The organism is Streptomyces sp. MGP-BFMKR1 (assembly GCF_057766585.1).
Genome location: NZ_CM173408.1, coordinates 5,449,092 through 5,467,520, shown reverse-complemented (window position 1 = coordinate 5,467,520; position 18,429 = coordinate 5,449,092). Strand labels below are relative to the sequence as shown.

Annotated in this window: 16 protein-coding genes; 9 read left to right on the top strand and 7 right to left on the bottom strand. The window is 74.0% G+C overall.

What is annotated here, in order from left to right; all coding sequences use genetic code 11:
• Positions 1-129 precede the first annotated feature (129 nt).
• The 3 genes from AC3CHW_RS21600 to AC3CHW_RS21590 form a co-directional block, all read right to left on the bottom strand.
• Entirely contained in the window at positions 130-924 is a 795-nt protein-coding gene (locus AC3CHW_RS21600; protein ID WP_488467555.1) for an enoyl-CoA hydratase/isomerase family protein, read from the bottom strand.
• Between the two features lie 343 nt (positions 925-1,267).
• Positions 1,268-2,524: an adenylate/guanylate cyclase domain-containing protein gene (locus AC3CHW_RS21595; RefSeq protein ID WP_488467554.1), complete on the bottom strand. Its 1,257-nt coding sequence runs from the start codon at positions 2,522-2,524 to the stop codon at positions 1,268-1,270.
• A 376-nt stretch (positions 2,525-2,900) separates the two neighbouring features.
• Positions 2,901-3,890 (bottom strand): biotin--[acetyl-CoA-carboxylase] ligase, encoded by a 990-nt coding sequence (locus AC3CHW_RS21590; RefSeq protein ID WP_398610248.1) that lies wholly within the window; start codon positions 3,888-3,890, stop codon positions 2,901-2,903.
• 224 nt (positions 3,891-4,114) lie between these two features.
• Between AC3CHW_RS21590 and AC3CHW_RS21585 the strand changes: the two genes are divergently transcribed.
• From AC3CHW_RS21585 to AC3CHW_RS21570, 4 genes are all read left to right on the top strand, one after another.
• Positions 4,115-5,704, top strand: coding sequence for an acyl-CoA carboxylase subunit beta (locus tag AC3CHW_RS21585; protein ID WP_187089377.1), 1,590 nt, complete (start codon positions 4,115-4,117; stop codon positions 5,702-5,704).
• 16 nt (positions 5,705-5,720) lie between these two features.
• Positions 5,721-5,927: an acyl-CoA carboxylase epsilon subunit gene (locus AC3CHW_RS21580; protein WP_176166119.1), complete on the top strand. Its 207-nt coding sequence runs from the start codon at positions 5,721-5,723 to the stop codon at positions 5,925-5,927.
• Between the two features lie 97 nt (positions 5,928-6,024).
• Complete coding sequence (mmpB, locus tag AC3CHW_RS21575) at positions 6,025-6,156, top strand: morphogenic membrane protein MmpB (RefSeq protein ID WP_261801409.1); 132 nt, start codon at positions 6,025-6,027, stop codon at positions 6,154-6,156.
• Positions 6,157-6,283: 127 nt separating this feature from the next.
• Positions 6,284-6,919 carry a Maf family protein gene (locus tag AC3CHW_RS21570; RefSeq protein WP_488467553.1) on the top strand — a complete coding sequence of 212 codons (636 nt, stop codon included), beginning with the start codon at positions 6,284-6,286 and terminating at the stop codon, positions 6,917-6,919.
• A gap of 94 nt (positions 6,920-7,013) precedes the next feature.
• Here AC3CHW_RS21570 and AC3CHW_RS21565 read toward each other — a convergent pair whose 3' ends face one another.
• Positions 7,014-7,472: a hypothetical protein gene (locus AC3CHW_RS21565; protein ID WP_488467552.1), complete on the bottom strand. Its 459-nt coding sequence runs from the start codon at positions 7,470-7,472 to the stop codon at positions 7,014-7,016.
• A 415-nt stretch (positions 7,473-7,887) separates the two neighbouring features.
• Between AC3CHW_RS21565 and AC3CHW_RS21560 the strand changes: the two genes are divergently transcribed.
• Complete coding sequence (locus AC3CHW_RS21560) at positions 7,888-9,669, top strand: acetyl/propionyl/methylcrotonyl-CoA carboxylase subunit alpha (protein WP_488467551.1); 1,782 nt, start codon at positions 7,888-7,890, stop codon at positions 9,667-9,669.
• A gap of 474 nt (positions 9,670-10,143) precedes the next feature.
• A complete protein-coding gene (locus AC3CHW_RS21555) occupies positions 10,144-10,749 on the top strand; it encodes a TetR/AcrR family transcriptional regulator (protein WP_488467550.1) in 606 nt (201 codons plus the stop codon).
• A 165-nt stretch (positions 10,750-10,914) separates the two neighbouring features.
• Here AC3CHW_RS21555 and AC3CHW_RS21550 read toward each other — a convergent pair whose 3' ends face one another.
• Both AC3CHW_RS21550 and AC3CHW_RS21545 read right to left on the bottom strand, forming a co-directional pair.
• Positions 10,915-11,895, bottom strand: a complete 981-nt coding sequence (locus AC3CHW_RS21550) for a DeoR/GlpR family DNA-binding transcription regulator (protein ID WP_398610361.1) — start codon at positions 11,893-11,895, stop codon at positions 10,915-10,917.
• A gap of 135 nt (positions 11,896-12,030) precedes the next feature.
• Positions 12,031-13,470 (bottom strand): NAD(P)H-quinone dehydrogenase, encoded by a 1,440-nt coding sequence (locus AC3CHW_RS21545; protein WP_176162052.1) that lies wholly within the window; start codon positions 13,468-13,470, stop codon positions 12,031-12,033.
• Positions 13,471-13,711: 241 nt separating this feature from the next.
• Here AC3CHW_RS21545 and AC3CHW_RS21540 point away from each other — a divergent pair, with 241 nt between their 5' ends.
• The 3 genes from AC3CHW_RS21540 (at position 13,712) to AC3CHW_RS21530 (ending at position 17,192) form a co-directional block, all read left to right on the top strand.
• Complete coding sequence (locus AC3CHW_RS21540) at positions 13,712-14,149, top strand: gamma-glutamylcyclotransferase family protein (protein ID WP_176162053.1); 438 nt, start codon at positions 13,712-13,714, stop codon at positions 14,147-14,149.
• Positions 14,150-14,277: 128 nt separating this feature from the next.
• Positions 14,278-15,123 (top strand): purine-nucleoside phosphorylase, encoded by an 846-nt coding sequence (locus AC3CHW_RS21535; RefSeq protein WP_372454717.1) that lies wholly within the window; start codon positions 14,278-14,280, stop codon positions 15,121-15,123.
• Positions 15,124-15,422: 299 nt separating this feature from the next.
• Entirely contained in the window at positions 15,423-17,192 is a 1,770-nt protein-coding gene (locus AC3CHW_RS21530) for a phospho-sugar mutase (RefSeq protein ID WP_488467549.1), read from the top strand.
• 82 nt (positions 17,193-17,274) lie between these two features.
• Here the strand turns inward: AC3CHW_RS21530 and AC3CHW_RS21525 are convergent, their stop codons facing one another.
• Positions 17,275-17,847: a PH domain-containing protein gene (locus tag AC3CHW_RS21525; protein ID WP_187088156.1), complete on the bottom strand. Its 573-nt coding sequence runs from the start codon at positions 17,845-17,847 to the stop codon at positions 17,275-17,277.
• Positions 17,848-18,429: the final 582 nt, after the last annotated feature.

The following is an 18,429-nucleotide window of genomic DNA, read 5'->3' as shown; positions in this document are numbered from 1 at the left end:
GCCCACGTGTGCGGCACCCTCCCGCCCCCGGAGTCTCGGTCACCGCGCAAGGACGGTCAACGCTGCTCGCCCGTAACCTCCCGCATCCATACCAACCGGACCCCCGTCGTGCCGCCCGCGCCCGCCCGCTCACTCACCCGGCCACCGCGGCGTCCGCTTCTCGTTGAACGCCGCGACGCCCTCGGCCCGGTCGCCGGAGAAGGCCACCGACCGCCACGCCGCGTCCTCGACCTCAAGCCCGGCCCGCAGGTCGAGGCCCTGGCCCAGGCGCAGCGCGCGCTTGGCCGCCCGCAGCCCCACCGGCGAGTGGGCGGCGATCCGGCCGGCCAGTTCAAGCGCCGCCGTCCGGGCCTCGCCCGCGTCGACGAGCTGGTCGACGAGGCCGAGCTCGCGCGCCTCGTCGGCGGCGACCCGGCGCGCCGAGAACACCAGCTCGGCGGCGCGCGCCGCACCCACCCGGCGCGGCAACAACTGGGTACCCCCGCCGCCGGGAATCACCCCTACCGACACCTCGGGCAGCGCCACCACGGCCGTCCGGTCGGCCACGATCAGGTCGCACGACAGGGCCAGCTCGAACCCGCCGCCCAGCGCGTAACCGTGCACCGCGGCGATGGCCGGGACCGGCAGCTCCAGGACGCCGGTGTACGCGCCGCGCGCCACCGGCCGCTGCCGGCCCAGGTCGGCGTCGCTGAACGAGTTGCGCTCCTTGAGGTCGGCGCCCACGCAGAACGCCCGCTCGTGCGTCGAGGTCAGCACCACGGCCCGGACGTCCCGGTCCGCGCCGAGCGCGGCGCACGCCGCCGCGATGGAGCGGGCCATCTCCGTCGAGACCGCGTTCATGGCCTGCGGCCGGTCGAGCACCAGCTCGGCCACGAAGCCGTCCCGTCGCACGGCCACCCACTCACCGAACCGCTGCTCCGCCATCACGCCACCCTCCCAGTTAACGATCGTGAACCTGCCACCGGATCATCGCAGCCCCACCCGCACCCCCGCTACCTCCCGCCCCCACCGACCGACCACCGGAAGAGCGCGGGGAGAGCGTGAGGAGTGATCGGGGAGAGCGCGCAGCGGAACGCGGGCGCCGTGCGGGTCGCGTACGGGCCGCTCCGCGACGTCGGCGCACGGCAGGGTCCCGCGTACGGCATCGGCGTACGGCACAGCCCCGCGCGGACGCCCCCGGGGAACGGCGCGGCGCCGGTGCCTGGGTGGCAGCGGCGCCGGGCGCGGGGGCGAGGTCGGGGACGTGGCGGTGCGGGGGCGGGGCGGGTCAGGGGCGGCGGGTGAGGAGCCAGGGTTCGACGACGCCGAGTCCACGGACGGCGCGCTGCCACATGGGCTGGAGCGCGAACCGGTACTTCACGGACTCGCCCTCCTTCTCGGCCGCCGCGGCCTCCGCCTCGGAGCGCGGCGCGTCGCCGGTGCGCGACAGCTCGTCCGCGAGCGCGCCGTCCACGAGCACGGCGTCCTTCGGTGCTATCGATGTCAGGCGGCTCGCGAGGTTGACCGTCGTACCGAACACGTCGCCCATCCGCGTCGTCACCGACCCGAAGGCGAGCCCCACCCGCAGCGCCGGCATCGTCTCGTCGTGCGACATGGTCTCGATGAGCCGCAGCCCGATCTCCGCCGCGACGCCCGCGTCGTCGGCCGCGTACAGCACCTCGTCGCCCAGCGTCTTGATGAGCCGCCCGCCGTGCGCCGCCACCAGGTCGGCCGCCGTGGTCTCGAACGCCTCGACCAGCTCGCCCAGCTCCTCCTCCTCAAGGCGCCGGGTCAGCCGCGTGAACCCGACCAGGTCGGCGAAGCCGACGGCCAGCCGGCGGTTGACCATCTCCGCGTCGTCCTGCGCCTGCACCACCCGCCCGGTGGCCGCCGCCAACTGACGTCGCCACACGTAGACGATGAACTCCTCCAACTCCGGCAGGAGGAGTTCGACCAGCGGGTACGCGATCTCGGTCCGGGTCATCCCCGGTTCCTGCGGCTCGGTGAGCCCCTCCAGGAAGGAGTCGATCTGCCAGTCGGCGAGCCGCGCCGTGGTCTGCCCGGTCGAGCGGGCGACCTGCACCGCCATCGGCTCGCTCAGCAGCCCGGCCTCGACCAGGCCCGCGAGCCGGCGCAGCGCCAGCACGTCCGCCTCGGTGAGCGCCTTCGCCTGGCCGATGTCCGCGAACCCCATGGCCCGCCAGAAGCGGGAGGCCAGCTCCATCGAGACGCCGGCGCTGCGGGCCGCCTGGAAGGGCGTGTACCGCCGCTCGGCGCCCAGGATGAGCTGCTCCAGCCTGAGGGCGATCGGGTCGTCCTCGACGGCGGCGGCCCGCTCGGCCGCCGCGTTCCGGTCGTGCCCGGCGCCGGGGTCGGTCGGGGACGGCGGCGCCCCGTCCTCCCCCGCCCCTTCCTCGTCCGTGGCGGCGTCGGCCGCCGGGTCATCGGGGCGCCCGGCGCCCGAGGTGGCCCGCGCCGCGTCCGGAGCGGTGCGCGGAGGGTGTGGGGGAGCCGGTTCACCGGCACCCGAGTCGTCGACGCTCACCGGCGTACCCCTGTCCGTGGCGTGGTCGCCCTGGGCGAGGAGGCCCCAATCCCTGTCCGGTCCCTGCGCACTGCCCTTCCGTTCTTCCGCTCGCCCGTGACGCCCCGCCCGCCCTCGCGCGGAGCGCCCCGCGCACCACCGCGCGCGAACTCGAACGCCACGCGGATACCGCACGCCTGCCTGTCACCGTTGCCACCGATCGTGCCCGGCGCCACCGGCGGCACGCGTCGCCCGGCGCCCCCGGAACACCGGGCGGCGGCAGCGCCCCAGCCCAGCCGCCTCCGCGACCGTGGCCAGCGGGCACCACCCCCGCTCCCGTCCCACCAGCGGGCCAGCCGGACGGACCAGCACAACGATACGACAGGTGTGCCGTAGCTCACTCTCCCGTCGAAGCCGGACGCAGGTGGACGATGTCCCCGGCGGACACCGCCTCCCGGCCCCCGCCCTCGGTCTCGATGACCAGCCGGCCGTACCCGTCGATGGCCACGGCTTGGCCGACGCACTCCCGCTCGCCCGGCAGCACGGCCCGCACGGACCGGCCGAGCGTGGCGCAGCCGGCCGCGTACGCCTCCTGGAGCCGACAGGCCGTCGGGTCGCCGTCGGCCTCCCGCCACGTCCCGTACCACTCCTCGAACGAACGCAGCACGGCCCGCAACAGCGGGTCGCGGTCCACCTCCTTGGCGCCGGCCAGGGTGAGCGAGCCCGCGCCGGGCACGGGCAGCTCGGCGGCGCGCAGCGAGACGTTGAGCCCGACGCCGACCACGACGCCGGCGCCGTCGGCCGCGTCCGCGCCGGCCACGTGCGCCCCGTGCGCGTCGGTCCGCGAGTCGACGCCCGGCTCGGCCCCGGCGCTGTTCGCGCCGGCGGTGCGCGCCGTGGTGCGCTCGGCGAGGATTCCGCCGAGCTTGCGCTCCTCCCCGTGCACCGTGACCAGCAGGTCGTTGGGCCACTTGAGGGCCGTGTCCACGCCGGCGGTGCGGGACAGGGCGCTGGCCGTGGCGACACCGGCCAGCAGCGGCAGCCAGCCCCACCGCTCGGCCGGCACCGACGGGCCGGGCTGGAGCAGCACGGAGAAGAAGAGGCCGGAGCGCGGCGGCGCGCTCCAGCCTCGGTCGAGCCGGCCGCGGCCGGCCGTCTGCTCCTCGGCGATCAGGATCTGCCCCTCGCCGGCACCGGCCGCGGCGCGGGCGACGAGGTCGGTGTTGGTGGAGCCGGTCCGGGGCAGCACGTCGAGCGCGGTCCACAGGCCGCCGGGGCGCAGCAGCGACCGGCGCAGCGCGGACTCGTTGAGGGGCGGCCGGTCGAGGTCGGACCAGCGCTCACCGCCGGAGAAGCGGGGGGTCTGTGGGGCATCAGATGAGGTCATGCGGCCAGCCTAGAAGCGGAAGGCACCTGATCCGTGGACGTCACACCCGGTCGAAACGGTGCGATCCGCGGTCGCCGCCGCGCTCCGCTGGTGTGGCCAACGACGCACCGCCGGAGCGCGGTCACGCCGATACCCTACGACTCGGTAGCCAAGCCGACCCGCGCGGCACGAGCAGGGAGCGCGGGTGGCCCACACCCCCGAGGACGAGCAGGAGCCGCATCCCGATGTCCGAGCCGGAACACGACATCCACACCACCGCGGGGAAGCTCGCGGACTTCCAGCGCCGCGTGCAGGAGGCCACCCACGCGGGCTCCGCCCGGGCGGTGGAGAAGCAGCACGCCAAGGGCAAGCTCACCGCGCGCGAGCGGATCGACCTGCTGCTGGACGAGGGGTCGTTCGCCGAGCTGGACGAGTTCGCGCGGCACCGCTCGACGAACTTCGGCATCGAGAAGAACCGCCCGTACGGCGACGGCGTGGTCACCGGGTACGGCACCGTGGACGGGCGTCCGGTGTGCGTGTACTCGCAGGACTTCACCATCTTCGGCGGCTCGCTGGGCGAGGTCTACGGCGAGAAGATCGTCAAGGTGATGGACTTCGCGCTCAAGAACGGCTGCCCGGTCATCGGCATCAACGACGGCGGCGGCGCTCGCATCCAGGAGGGCGTGGCGGCGCTCGGACTGTTCGCCGAGATCTTCCGCCGCAACGTGCACGGCTCGGGCGTCATCCCGCAGATCAGCCTGATCGTCGGCCCGTGCGCCGGCGGCGCGGTGTACTCGCCCGCGATCACGGACTTCACCGTGATGGTCGACCAGACCTCGCACATGTTCATCACGGGCCCCGACGTGATCAAGACGGTCACCGGCGAGGACGTGGGCTTCGAGGAGCTGGGCGGCGCCCGTACGCACAACACCACCTCGGGCGTGGCGCACCACATGGCGGGCGACGAGAAGGACGCCATCGAGTACGTCAAGGCGCTCCTGTCCTACCTGCCCTCCAACAACCTCTCCGAGCCGCCCGTCTTCCCGGAGGAGGCCGACCTCGAGGTCACGCCGGAGGACCTGGAGCTCGACACGCTGATCCCGGACTCGGCGAACCAGCCGTACGACATGCACCAGGCCATCGAGCACGTCCTCGACGACGCGGAGTTCCTGGAGACGCAGGCGCTGTTCGCGCCCAACATCATCACCGGCTTCGGCCGCGTCGAGGGCCACCCGGTGGGCATCGTGGCCAACCAGCCGCTCCAGTTCGCGGGGTGCCTGGACATCGACGCGTCCGAGAAGGCCGCCCGCTTCGTGCGCACCTGCGACGCCTTCAACGTGCCGGTGCTCACCTTCGTGGACGTGCCGGGCTTCCTGCCCGGCGTGGACCAGGAGTACAGCGGCATCATCCGGCGCGGCGCCAAGCTGATCTACGCGTACGCGGAGGCCACCGTTCCGCTGATCACGGTCATCACCCGCAAGGCGTTCGGCGGGGCGTACGACGTGATGGGCTCCAAGCACCTGGGCGCGGACCTCAACCTGGCCTGGCCCACGGCGCAGATCGCGGTCATGGGCGCGCAGGGCGCGGTCAACATCCTGCACCGGCGCACCATCGCCGCGGCCGAGACCCCCGAGCGCGCCGAGGAGTTGCGCAGGGAACTGATCGCCGATTACGAGGACGCCCTGCTGAATCCGTATGTCGCGGCCGAACGGGGGTATGTGGACGCTGTGATCATGCCGTCGGAGACCCGTCGCCACATCGTCCGCGGCCTGCGCACACTGCGGAACAAGCGCGAGTCCCTGCCGCCGAAGAAGCACGGCAACATCCCGCTGTAGGAGGGCCGTTGACATGGTGATCAAGGTTGTACGGGGTAACCCGACCCCCGAGGAGCTCGCCGCCGCCCTGGCGGTGGTCCGGGCCCGCGCGGCAGCGCGCGGCGCCGCCGCGTCCGACGGCGAGGCCCCGCAGGAGTGGTCCGACCCGGCCCGCACCGTCCCCGGCCGCCGGCTGCCCCACCCGGGGCCGAAGGCGTGGCGCACCACCTTCTGGCCGGCCTGACCCACCCGTAAACCGCCAGAAAACCAGCACGGCACGGTCCGGCGCCTGAGTACCCGTACTCAGGCGCCGGCCGCTTTTGCGGCGCACGATGTTCCGCATGTTGTGGTCCGACCCGCCCGATGAACCACCCGATGAACTCCGGGTGACGGAGTCCATGGTGCGCCGGGCGGGCACCGTCCTCGCGGTCGCCACGGTCGTCCTGATGCTCATCATCACGCTCAGCGCCTGAACCGACCCGCCCGCCCCCACCCCCCCACTCCCCCGCACTCCCCCCCGCCCCCACCCTCCGTACGACCCTCCCCCACCCACTCCGTGCCCCGCCGTGGCCCTCGCGTCGCCCCTCTTACGATGGGCGCATGAACGCCCACCACGCCGACCGCACCGGCCCCCGACGCCTCATCCTCGCCTCGCAGTCGCCCGCCCGCCTCGGCCTGCTCCGCCAGGCGGGGCTGGCCCCCGAGGTGATCGTCAGCGGCGTGGACGAGGACGCGCTCAGCGCCGACTCGCCCGCGCGCCTGGCGCTGGTGCTCGCCGAGGCCAAGGCGCGCGCGGTGGCCGAGCGCCCGGCGGCGGCCGACGCGCTCGTCGTCGGCTGCGACTCGGTCCTCGAACTGGACGGGCAGGCGCTCGGCAAGCCGGCCGACGCCGAGGAGGCCACCGCGCGCTGGAAGGCGATGCGGGGCCGCTCCGGCGTGCTCCAGACCGGCCACTGCGTCATCGACACCGCGACCGGCGCGCACGCCAGCGCCACGGCCTCCACCACCGTCCGCTTCGGGCACCCGGAGGACGCGGAGATCGCGGCGTACGTGGCCAGCGGCGAACCCCTGTACGTGGCGGGCGCGTTCACGCTCGACGGCCGCTCGGCGCCGTTCATCGACGGGGTCGACGGCGACCCGGGCAACGTGATCGGCCTGTCGCTGCCGCTGCTGCGCCGCCTGCTGGCCGAACTGGGCACCGGCATCACCGACTTGTGGCAGCCGCCGACCCGCTGAGGCCGGCCGCCCGCGCGCCGAAGCCCGCGCCCCGGCGCGCGGGCGCGGACGTGCGCTGGCGTACGGGAGCGAGCGGCGGGCTGGCGCCGCGCGGCTACGCGCTCGTGTACGGCGCGGGGCCGACCGGAGGCGCCTCCTCGGCACCCGGACGCGCGCCGTCGCGCTCCTCGTCGTAGCTGAAGAGGCTGAGCACGATCAGGCCGAGTACGACCATCATGAACGCGAAGGCGGGCCAGCCGACCAGGCCGACCGCGAAGGCGCCCAGCAGACCGTGGGTGACCGCGCAGGTGATGAGCAGGACGCGGGCGAAGCGGCCGGGCGGCAGGTCCCGCACGGCCATCCGCAGCAACGCGACGCCACAGCCGATCAGGTAGAGCCCGATGAGCCCGCCCGCGATCCAGGTGGCGATGGTCATCGCGCCGGGGTCCAGGTCGGCGAGGGACATGTCCTGGTGGTCCACGACCAGCCCCAGGATCCAGTTGAGCAGTGCGATGACGACCGCCTCGACCATCAGCACCACAGCCGCCACAGCGGCCACCGTTCTGCGCGCCACTCACGTCACCTCCTCCGTGCCGCCCGGACAGTTACCCCCGGTACACCGTCCCGGGAACGCTACTAACGAGTAAGGCGCCCGGACAAGGGGTCTGCACCGGCCGCGTAGCCGCCGCGCGCCGTAAGCCCCCGCGCCATCAGGCACGGACGACGAGAAGGCAAAGTTTCCGCCCCTCGTTAGTAGATTCCCCACAAAGAATCCCGGCCCCTCACCGGGGCATCCAGGCGAGACCTTGCCCACACGCGGAAGCGCTCCGGTAGGCGCGAAAGTGGGGCGTACCGTGGTGCATCGGGGGATGTGGTCCCTCTGCGGGGACCTGGTGCGTGCACTCTGTGGTCAAGCTCACTCCCGGAGGCTTCTCGGCGCACAGTGTTGCCTGTACCTAAACTCTGCTTGTTTCAAGGAGGGAGCCATCGTGCGCAAGGTGCTCATCGCCAACCGTGGCGAAATCGCTGTCCGTGTTGCCCGTGCTTGTCGGGATGCCGGGATCGGGAGTGTGGCGGTGTACGCGGACCCGGATCGGGACGCGTTGCATGTGCGGGTTGCTGATGAGGCGTACGCGTTGGGTGGTGACACTCCGGCCACCAGTTACCTGGACATGGGCAAGGTGTTGGCCGCGGCGGCCGAGTCCGGCGCGGACGCGGTCCACCCCGGCTATGGCTTCCTGTCGGAGAACGCGGACTTCGCCCAGGCGGTGCTGGACGCGGGCCTGACGTGGATTGGTCCGCCGCCGCAGGCCATCCGGGACCTGGGGGACAAGGTCGCGGCCCGCCACATCGCCCAACGCGCCGGCGCGCCCCTGGTCGCCGGTACTCCCGACCCGGTCTCCGGCGCGGAGGAGGTGGTGGCCTTCGCTCGCGAACACGGCCTGCCGATCGCGATCAAGGCGGCTTTCGGCGGCGGTGGGCGTGGGTTGAAGGTGGCCCGCTCGCTGGAGGAGGTCGCCGAACTCTACGACTCGGCCGTGCGTGAGGCCGTGGCCGCCTTCGGGCGCGGTGAGTGCTTCGTGGAGCGCTACCTGGATCGTCCGCGGCATGTGGAGACCCAGTGCCTGGCCGATCAGCACGGCAACGTGGTCGTGGTCTCCACCCGTGACTGCTCCCTCCAGCGCCGGCACCAAAAGCTCGTCGAGGAGGCCCCGGCACCGTTCTTGTCCGCGGAGCAGAACGCGGAGTTGTATCGGGCGTCGAAGGCGATCTTGCGTGAGGCCGGGTATGTGGGCGCTGGCACGTGTGAGTTCCTGGTGGGTCAGGACGGCACGATCTCCTTCCTTGAGGTCAACACGCGTCTTCAGGTGGAGCATCCGGTGACCGAGGAGGTCACCGGTCTCGACCTGGTCCGGGAGATGTTCCGGATCGCTGATGGTGAGGAGTTGGGGTATGACGATCCGCCGGTGCGGGGGCATTCCTTCGAGTTTCGTATCAATGGTGAGGACCCGGGGCGTGGGTTCTTGCCGGCGCCGGGGACGGTGACGCGGTTCGCGGGGCCCTCGGGTCCTGGGGTGCGGTTGGACGCGGGGGTGGAGTCGGGGTCGGTGATCGGGCCGGCGTGGGACTCGTTGTTGGCGAAGTTGATCGTCACGGGTGCGTCGCGGCGGCAGGCGTTGGAGCGGGCCGCGCGGGCGTTGGAGGAGTTCGAGGTCGAGGGCATGGCCACCGCGCTGCCCTTCCACCGCGCGGTGGTCGCCGACCCCGCGTTCGCCCCCGAGCGCTCGGGTTCGACGGATGCGTTTACGGTGCATACGCGGTGGATCGAGACGGAGTTCGTCAACGACATCAAGCCCTTCGTCCCCGGCGAGAGCGTTGGTGAGGACGGCGAGGGCGAGAGCGCGGGCCGCGAGACCGTGGTGGTCGAGGTCGGCGGCAAGCGCCTTGAGGTCTCCCTCCCCGCCTCACTCGGCTTCGCCCCCACCACCGCCAACGGCGGCCAGGCCAAGAAGCCCAAGCGCAAGGCGACCAAGAAGTCCGGCTCCGCCGCCTCGGGTGACGCGCTGGCCTCCCCGATGCAGGGCACCATCGTCAAGGTCGCCGTCGAGGAGGGCCAGGTCGTCGAGGAGGGCGAACTGGTCGTCGTCCTGGAGGCGATGAAGATGGAGCAGCCGCTCAACGCCCACCGCGCCGGCACCGTCAAGGACCTCACCGCGGAGGTCGGCGGCTCCGTTTCGGCCGGCGCCGTCATCTGCGAGATCAAGGACTGAGCACGGGCTGATGCGCGCTGTCCCCAGCCGTATCAAGCCATATCGAGCAGCGCGGGGCACCGTCCCCCACCGCACGCGGGCGCGGGCCCCGGCCGGGATCACCCTGGCCGGGGCCCGCGCTGTTTTCCCGCCACACCCCCTGCCCGCGTGCAACACTGCGACATCACCCGAACCAGTGGCACGGCGGGCCCGCGGCCGTCCGGCGACCGTCAGGGCGCGCGCCCGACCAGTGCGATGCTGGAGGCAGGGTCATGCCGGGCGGCGCGCCGCTCCGTGGGAGGCGTGGACGGCGCACACCGGCGCGACGCCGCCGACGGGGAGCCGGCGCCGGGAGCACCACGGGGCCACGGCGCGACAGGGCATGACGGGACGCACGGACGGACGGCATCGGCCGCCGCCACCAGGGCGCGCGGTGCGGTCCACGGGAGGGCCATGATGGCGAGCGGAACGGCGGGGGTCACCGAGGGGCGGCCGATGCGCGCCGACGCGCGGCGCAACTACGAGCGGCTGCTGACCGAGGCGCGTACGGCGTTCACCGAGCGCGGCACCGACGCCTCGCTGGAGGAGATCGCGCGGCGGGCCGGCGTCGGCATCGGCACCCTCTACCGCCACTTCCCCCACCGCACGGCGCTGATGAGCGCGATCTTCGAGGACGAGGTGGAGGCGCTGCTGGCGCGCTCCCGCGAACTCCTGGCCGCGCCCCAGCCGTGCGTCGCCCTCCTGGAGTGGCTGCGGGCCATCGTCACGCACGCCAGCACCTACCGTGGCCTGTCCCGGGCGCTGATGGCCGCGCACAGCGACGACGGCTCGGCCATGTCGCGGTGCAGCATGCCGATGCTCGCGGCCGGCAGCGAACTCCTGGACCGGGCCCAGCAGGCCGGCGCCGTACGGGCGGGGGTGGACATCGCGGACCTGATGCAGTTGACCAACGCCATCGCGCTCGCCGTCGAACAGTCCCCCGACGACCCGGAGCTGGCCGACCGGCTACTGACCCTCACCCTCCAGGGGCTGCGCGCCCGGCCGTCCGAACCGGGCCCGGCGCCACGGGGTGACGCCCCCGAGGCCGGCGGCGCCGCGTAACGCGTCCGCGCCCGCCGCGCCCCGTCCGGGCGGCTGCCCACCCGCCGACGGGCCACCGGGGGTCGCGGGCGCGCACGCACCCTCGGGCCGGCGCGCGGGGTGCGTCGGCCCGAGGGCGCGTGCGTGCGGACCCGGGCGGGGCTCCGCGCCCGGCCCGGGGTGTGCTCAGCGTCGGCGGGGTGCCAGGTCCGCCACCCGGCCGCCGAGTTGTTGGTCGGACAGGGACACCGGACCCCGCAGCCCCGGGCCACCGGGTGCCGTGGGGGGATGCGTACGGCGCGGGCCCGGCAGCGGCATGTCGCGCCGCGCCGGCCGCCCCACGGTGGGGCCGCCGTCGGTGCGACCCGGGCCGGCGCCGGGGCCGGTGCCCTGGCCCTGCCCGGGGGCGGGGGCCGGCTGCCCCACGCCGGCGATGGCGATCTGCACCCCCTGGTCGGCGAGGGCCTGGAGTTCGGCGGCCGAGCGCTCGTCCCGGGTCAGCGGCTCGTTCGTCACCAGCCGCGTGATCACGTCCGTGGGGACGGTCTGGAACATGGTGTCGGTGCCCAGCTTCGAGTGGTCCGCGAGGACGACCACCTCGGCCGCCGCCTGCACCAGCGCCCGGTCCACGCTCGCCGAGAGCATGTTGGACGTGGACAGGCCGCGCTCGGCGGTGAGCCCGCTGCCGGAGAGGAAGGCGCGGGAGACCCGCAGCCCCTGCAGGGACTGCTCGGCGCCGCTGCCCACCAGGGCGTAGTTGGAGCCACGGAGGGTGCCACCGGTCATGACGACCTCGACCCGGTTGGCGTGGGCCAGGGCCTGGGCGACGAGCAGGGAGTTGGTGACCACGGTCAGACCGGGGACGCGGGCGAGCCGGCGGGCCAGCTCCTGCGTCGTCGTCCCCGCGCCGACCACCACGGCCTCGCCCTCTTCGACGAGGCCGGCGGCGAGGTCGGCGATGGCCGTCTTCTCCGCGGTTGCTAGATGGGACTTTTGCGGAAAGCCGGACTCCCTGGTGAAACCACCCGGCAATACCGCACCGCCGTGCCGGCGGTCGAGCAGTCCTTCCGCCTCCAGCGCCCGCACGTCCCGCCGTACGGTCACTTCGGAGGTCTGGACGACACGGGCGAGCTCACGGAGCGAGACGGCTCCGTTCGCGCGCACCATTTCAAGGATCAATTGGCGACGTTCTGCAGCGAACACGAAACTGACAGTAACGCCAACGACCGTCTGCTTTCAGCCGGTTCCGCCAATTAGCAGAAGTTGTTCACTGCTGGGCAGCACAGGTGGTATAGGAGTGCGTTAGAGCTCGTTTTGCGTCTTGCGGGTCTGGAGCTGGCGGGCCACCTCGGCGATCGAACCCGACAGCGAGGGGTAGACCGTGAAGGTGTTCGCGATCTGCGCGACCGTCAGGTTGTTGTCCACCGCGACCGAGATCGGGTGGATCAGCTCGCTCGCGCGCGGGGAGACCACCACACCGCCCACCACGATGCCGGTGCCCGGCCGGCAGAACAGCTTGACGAAGCCGTCCCGGATGCCCTGCATCTTGGCCCGCGCGTTGCGCAGCAGTGGCAGCTTGACCACCCGGGCGTCGATCTTCCCGCTGTCCACATCGGCCTGCGTGTAGCCGACGGTGGCGATCTCCGGGTCGGTGAACACGTTGGCGGACACCGCCTTCAGGTTCAGCGGGGCCACCGGCTCGCCGAGGAAGTGGTACATCGCGATGCGCCCCTGCATGGCCGCCACCGAGGCCAGGGCGAAGATGCCGGTGCAGTCGCCGGCCGCGTACACGCCCGGCGCGCTCGTACGGGAGACCTTGTCGGTCCAGATGTGACCGGACTCCTTCAGCCTGACCCCGGCCTCCTCAAGGCCCATCCGCGCGGTGTTGGGGATGGAGCCGACCGCCATCAGGCAGTGCGTGCCGGAGATGACGCGCCCGTCGGCGAGCGTCACCTCGACCCGGTCGCCCACCCGCTTGGCGGACTGCGCGCGCGAGCGGGCCATCACGTTCATCCCGCGGCGGCGGAAGACGTCTTCCAGGACGGCCGCCGCGTCCGGGTCCTCGCCCGGCAGCACCCGGTCGCGCGAGGAGACGAGGGTGACCTTGGAGCCGAGGGCCTGGTACGCGCCGGCGAACTCGGCACCGGTGACGCCGGAGCCGACCACGATCAGCTCGGCGGGCAGTTCGTCGAGGTCGTAGACCTGGGTCCAGTTCAGGATGCGCTCGCCGTCCGGCAGCGCGTCCGGGATCTCCCGAGGGTGGGCGCCGGTGGCGATCAGGACCGCGTCCGCGGCGAGGGTCTCCTCCGTACCGTCGGCCGCCTGCACGGTCACCGTGCGCGAGCCGTCGGGCGCCTGCGCGGGCTCGATACGCCCGCGACCGCGCATGACCCGGGCACCCGCACGGGTGACGGAGGCGGTGATGTCGTGCGACTGGGCCAGCGCCAGTCGCTTGACCCGGCGGTTGACCTTGCCGAGATCGACGCCGACCACCCGGGCGGCCTGCTCCATCGGCGGCGTGTCGTCGGCGACGATGATGCCCAGCTCCTCGTAGGAGGAGTCGAAGGTCGTCATCACCTCTGCCGTCGCGATCAGCGTCTTCGACGGCACGCAGTCGGTCAGCACCGAAGCGCCGCCGAGGCCGTCGCAGTCCACGACGGTCACGTCCGCTCCGAGCTGCGCCGCGACCAGCGCCGCCTCGTAGCCGCCAGGTCCGCCGCCAATGATCACGATCCGGGTCACTGAAGTTCGCCTCGCGTATTCGTCTCGGTCGGCCCGGGATGCCCGACCGCGCCGCGAAGGCGGCCGGTGTCACCGCCGGCCGGTCCGGGGGTCGCCCCCAGGGGGATGAGTTACGTGCCCCATTGTCCCGCACCCAACAAAACACCCGCCTGTCGGGGCCCTCCGGGCCGGCCGCGCGCTTCCGGGCTGCGCGGACGCCGTCACAGACGTCGCCTTGCGGCTCTCCCGTACCCTCAAGGTCATGTCGCTCTACGCCGCGTACGCCGGCAACCTCGACGCGCGGCTGATGTCCCGCCGCGCCCCGCACTCGCCGCTGCGCGGCACCGGCTGGCTCTCCGGCTGGCGACTCACCTTCGGCGGCGAACAGATGGGCTGGGAGGGGGCGCTGCCGACGCTGGTCGAAGTGCCCGGCTCGCAGGTCTTCGTCGCCCTCTACGACATCGCCCCGATGGACGAGGAGTCGCTGGACGGCTGGGAGGGCGTGGGGCTCGACATCTACCGCCGGGCGCGCATGCGGGTGCACACGCTGGACGGCGAGGAGAGCGCCTGGCTGTACGTGCTCAACGGGTACGAGGGCGGGCTGCCGTCGGCCCGCCATCTGGGGGAGATCGCGGACGCCGCGGAGTCGGCGGGCGCACCGCACGACTACGTGATGGAGCTGCGCAAGCGCCCCTGCTGAGCCGAACGGCGTTCACGCAGGTCACGACGGTTTCGTACGGGCCAGTAAGGACCGAACCAGGCCACTGGCCCGCACATCGTCGCAAACGCATCTACGCGCGTAGGGGATTACCGGTTACCCTCGTGCGCGTGAACGCATCAGCTTCTTCGGACATCCAGGGCGGCCCGCTCCACGCCGGCGGCCAGACCCCCTTCGCCGCCGCCGACGGCGCCGCCGCACGCCTGCGCGAGCTCACCGGCGCCGAGACCCACGACGTCGCGCTCGTCATGGGCTCCGGCTGGGTGCCCGCCACCGACGCGCTCGGCACCGCGGACCACGAGTTCCCGGTCACCGAGCTGCCCGGCTTCCCCGCCCCCGCCGTCGCCGGCCACGCTGGCACGGTCCGCTCGTACCGCATCGGCGACAAGCGCGCGCTGGTCTTCCTCGGCCGTACGCACTACTACGAGAACCGGGACGTGGCCGCCGTGGCGCACGGTGTGCGCACCGCCGTCGCCGCGGGCTGCAAGACCGTCGTGCTCACCAACGGCTGCGGCGGGCTGCGGGTCGGGATGCGCGTCGGCCAGCCGGTGCTGATCAGCGACCACATCAACCTCACGGCGACCTCCCCGATCGTCGGCCCCAACTTCGTCGACCTCACCGACCTGTACTCGCCGCGGCTGCGCGCCCTGTGCCAGCAGGTCGACCCCTCCCTTGAGGAGGGCGTGTACGCCCAGTTCCCCGGGCCGCACTACGAGACGCCCGCCGAGATCGCGATGATCCGCACGATGGGCGCCGACCTGGTGGGCATGTCCACCACGCTGGAGGCCATCGCGGCCCGCGAGGCCGGCGCCGAGGTGCTCGGCATCTCGCTGGTGACCAACCTCGCCGCGGGCATGACCGGCGAGCCCCTCAACCACGAGGAGGTCCTCCAGGCGGGCCGCGACTCGGCCGCCCGGATGGGCAGCCTGCTGAGCCAGGTGCTCGGCAAGCTCTGAGCGGACGTCCAGGGCCCGGCCCGGCCGCGTCGGCCCGGCCGACCCTCCCGCGATCCACTCGGCCCGGCTCCACGCGGGTCGACCCGCCCCGGGGTGGCCCCGCTCGGGGCAGCCCTGGTCGGGACGGCCGCCCGGGGCGGGCCGGCGGGCCTGGCTGGCCCGGACCGTAGCGGCGACCCGTACCGGCCGAGGCCGGCTGTTGCTCGTAGGCTCGCCCGCACGCGCCCTGTGGCGCCGCGAACCGGCGCCCGAGCCGGCATTTCGAAGGACGCGACCCCCACGCGAGAGGCGGAACCACCGTGCAGCACGAACTGATCGCCCGAGCCCGGGACTGGCTGTCGGACGACCCCGACCCGGAGACCCGGCAGGAGCTGACGGACCTCATCGAGGCCGGGGCGGGCGACGAGCTGGCCGCGCGCTTCGCGGGCACGCTCCAGTTCGGCACCGCGGGCCTCCGCGCCGAGCTGGGCGCCGGCCCGATGCGGATGAACCGCGCGGTGGTCATCCGGGCCGCCGCCGGCCTGGCCAGCTACCTCAACCGGCAGCACCCGCGGCCCGCTCAGGACGCCCAGCCGGCCGGTGGCCAGCCCGGGCCGGGGCTGGTCGTCATCGGCTACGACGCCCGGCACCGCAGCGCCGACTTCGCCCGCGACACCGCCGCCGTCATGGTCGGCGCCGGGCTGCGCGCCGTGCTGTTGCCGCGCCCGCTGCCCACGCCCGTACTCGCCTTCGCCATCCGGCACCTGGGCGCGGTCGCCGGCGTGGAGGTCACCGCGAGCCACAACCCGCCCCGCGACAACGGCTACAAGGTCTACCTCGGCGACGGCGTCGCCGGCACCGCCTCCCGTGGCGGCTCGCAGATCGTCCCGCCGGCCGACGCGGAGATCGCCGCCGAGATCGCCGCGGTCGCCAGCGTCCACGCGGTGCCCCGGCCCGACGCCGGCTGGGAGATCGCCGGCGAGGACGTCGTCGAGGCGTACCTGGAGCGCGCCGCCAGCGTGCTGACCGAGGGCTCGCCGCGCGCGGTGCGCGTCGTCTACACGCCGCTGCACGGCGTCGGACGCCAGACCCTGACCGCCGCCTTCGCGCGCGCCGGCTTCCCGGCGCCCACCGTCGTCGCCGAGCAGGCCGAACCCGACCCGGACTTCCCGACCGTCGCGTTCCCCAACCCGGAGGAGCCGGGCGCGATGGACCTCGCGTTCGCCACGGCCCGCGCGGCCGAAGCCGACGCCGCCCCCGACCTCGTCATCGCCAACGACCCCGACGCCGACCGCTGCGCCGTGGCCGTCCCCGCGCCCGAGGAGCCCGCCGGCTGGCGGATGCTGCGCGGCGACGAGGTCGGCGCGCTGCTCGCGGCGCACCTGGTGCGCACGGGCCGGGCCGGCCAGGGCGGCCAGAGCGCGACCGACACCACCTTCGCCACCACCATCGTCTCCTCTTCGCTGCTCTCCCGGATCGCGGCCACCGCCGGCGTGCCGTACGCCGAGACGCTCACCGGCTTCAAGTGGCTGGCCCGCGTCGACGGCGTGCGCTACGCGTACGAGGAGGCGCTCGGCTACTGCGTGGACCCGGCCGGCGTGCGCGACAAGGACGGCATCACCGCCGCGCTGCTCGTGGCCGAGTTGGCGGCGGGGCTCAGGGCGGAGGGCCGGACGCTGGTCGAGCTGCTGGACGAGCTGGCGCTCGCGCACGGCCTGCACGCGACCGACCAGCTCTCGGTGCGGGTCGAGGACCTGTCCGTGATCGCGGCGGCCATGGAACGGCTGCGCGCGCAGCCGCCCACCGCCCTCGCCGGGCTGCCGGTGACCTCGGCCCAGGACCTGTCCCAGGGCTCCGAGGCGCTGCCGCCCACCGACGGGCTGCGCTACCACCTGGCCGGCGGCGCGGGCTCCGGCGTCGAGACGGCCCGGGTCATCGTGCGGCCGAGCGGCACCGAACCCAAGCTCAAGTGCTACCTGGAGGTCGTCCTTCCGGTGGCCGCGCCCGACGCGCTCCCCACGGCCCGCGCCCGCGCGCGGGAGGTGCTGGAAGCCGTCAAGCGCGACCTAGCGGCGGCGGCCGGCATCTGACGCCGGGCCGGCGGTACGCCGTGGGGGCCGGCCCGGGTCGTGTGACTCGGGCCGGCCCCCACGCGTGCGCGGACGGCCGCGCTCAGCCCGTGCTGGCCAGGACGATCAGCAGCACGGCGCCCACCGCCGCCGGTGCCAGCACCTCCCACGCCCAGCGCGCGGTCGGCTGGCCCTGGGCGCCGGGCCGGGTAGCGTGCCGCTCGGCCAGCTCGCGGATGTCGTCGATGGCCTGGTCGGAGGGGGCGCGGCCGGAGTCGGCCAGCGTGTCGCCGCGCCGGACGCCCACCGGTGCGCGCCCGCTCACGTCCTCGGCGGCGGCGCGCGCCTGCTGCCGCGAGGCGCGCTTGCGCTGCCGCAGCGAGACCGGGATGGCCCAGAGCTGGTACTTCCTGCCGCCGGCCAGCACCTCGCTGCTGTACCCGGCGCGGGCCCCCTCGACCGACTGCCAGGGCAGCGTGATCGTACGGAACGGGTTGCGCACCAGGAGCCGGTCCGCGCCCGCGAACACCGCCGGGCGCAGGGTGAACGCCACCACCAGCGGCACCACGAGGAGCAGCCCGGACAGAGAGAGCCACGGCGTGCGTCCCTCGCCACGGACCAGCGCGTCGCCGCCGAGCCAGGCGCCGAGCACGAGCAGCAGCACACCGGTGGCCATGGCGCCGGTGGAGCGGTAGACCCGGTCCTCGTACACCTCCGTGTCCGTGTCCGCGTCCCGCGGCGGAGATGCCGAGCGCCCCGCCGGCCGGGCGCGCTGGCCCGATCGGGTGGCGCCTCGGCCCGCGCCGGCCGCCCCGGACCCGGCGGTGGCGCGGGGCGTCTTGGTCAGCCTGGTCCGCGCGGGCGGGTCGGGCTGCCCGGCCTGCTCGGGCTGCCCGGGCTTCGCGGATTGTTCGGCCTGCTCGGGCTCCGCGCGCTGGTCCGGCTTCCCGGCCCGCTCCGGCTTCTCGGGCCGTTCGGCCTGATCAGCTTGGTCGGCCGGGCCGGCCGGGGCGGTGGCCGCCGCGGGGTCCACGGGGCCTGCGGGGTCCGCCCGGCCGGACCGGTCGGCCGTGCCGGCGGGCCGGTCCGCGCCGGTCGGCTCGGGCGGCTCCGGCTGCGCGGGGGCGGAGGGCTCCGGCCGCGCGGGGGAGGAGGAGGGGTCCGGACTCGTCATGCGCCCGATTGTGCCCGACGCTCCGGAATGCGGACGTTGCGTTACCGCATCGAAAAAGTGCGTCGATTCACGGGGGTGACAGGC

Excerpts from the sequence above, each read along its gene's own strand:
- AC3CHW_RS21600 (WP_488467555.1), bottom strand. The coding sequence starts at position 924 with ATGGCGGAGCAGCGGTTCGGTGAGTGGGTGGCCGTGCGACGGGACGGC.
- AC3CHW_RS21590 (WP_398610248.1), bottom strand. The coding sequence starts at position 3,890 with ATGACCTCATCTGATGCCCCACAGACCCCCCGCTTCTCCGGCGGTGAG.
- AC3CHW_RS21585 (WP_187089377.1), top strand. The coding sequence starts at position 4,115 with ATGTCCGAGCCGGAACACGACATCCACACCACCGCGGGGAAGCTCGCG.
- mmpB (WP_261801409.1), top strand. The coding sequence starts at position 6,025 with ATGTTGTGGTCCGACCCGCCCGATGAACCACCCGATGAACTCCGGGTG.
- AC3CHW_RS21570 (WP_488467553.1), top strand. The coding sequence starts at position 6,284 with ATGAACGCCCACCACGCCGACCGCACCGGCCCCCGACGCCTCATCCTC.
- AC3CHW_RS21555 (WP_488467550.1), top strand. The coding sequence starts at position 10,144 with ATGCGCGCCGACGCGCGGCGCAACTACGAGCGGCTGCTGACCGAGGCG.
- AC3CHW_RS21550 (WP_398610361.1), bottom strand. The coding sequence starts at position 11,895 with ATGGTGCGCGCGAACGGAGCCGTCTCGCTCCGTGAGCTCGCCCGTGTC.
- AC3CHW_RS21540 (WP_176162053.1), top strand. The coding sequence starts at position 13,712 with ATGTCGCTCTACGCCGCGTACGCCGGCAACCTCGACGCGCGGCTGATG.
- AC3CHW_RS21525 (WP_187088156.1), bottom strand. The coding sequence starts at position 17,847 with ATGGCCACCGGTGTGCTGCTGCTCGTGCTCGGCGCCTGGCTCGGCGGC.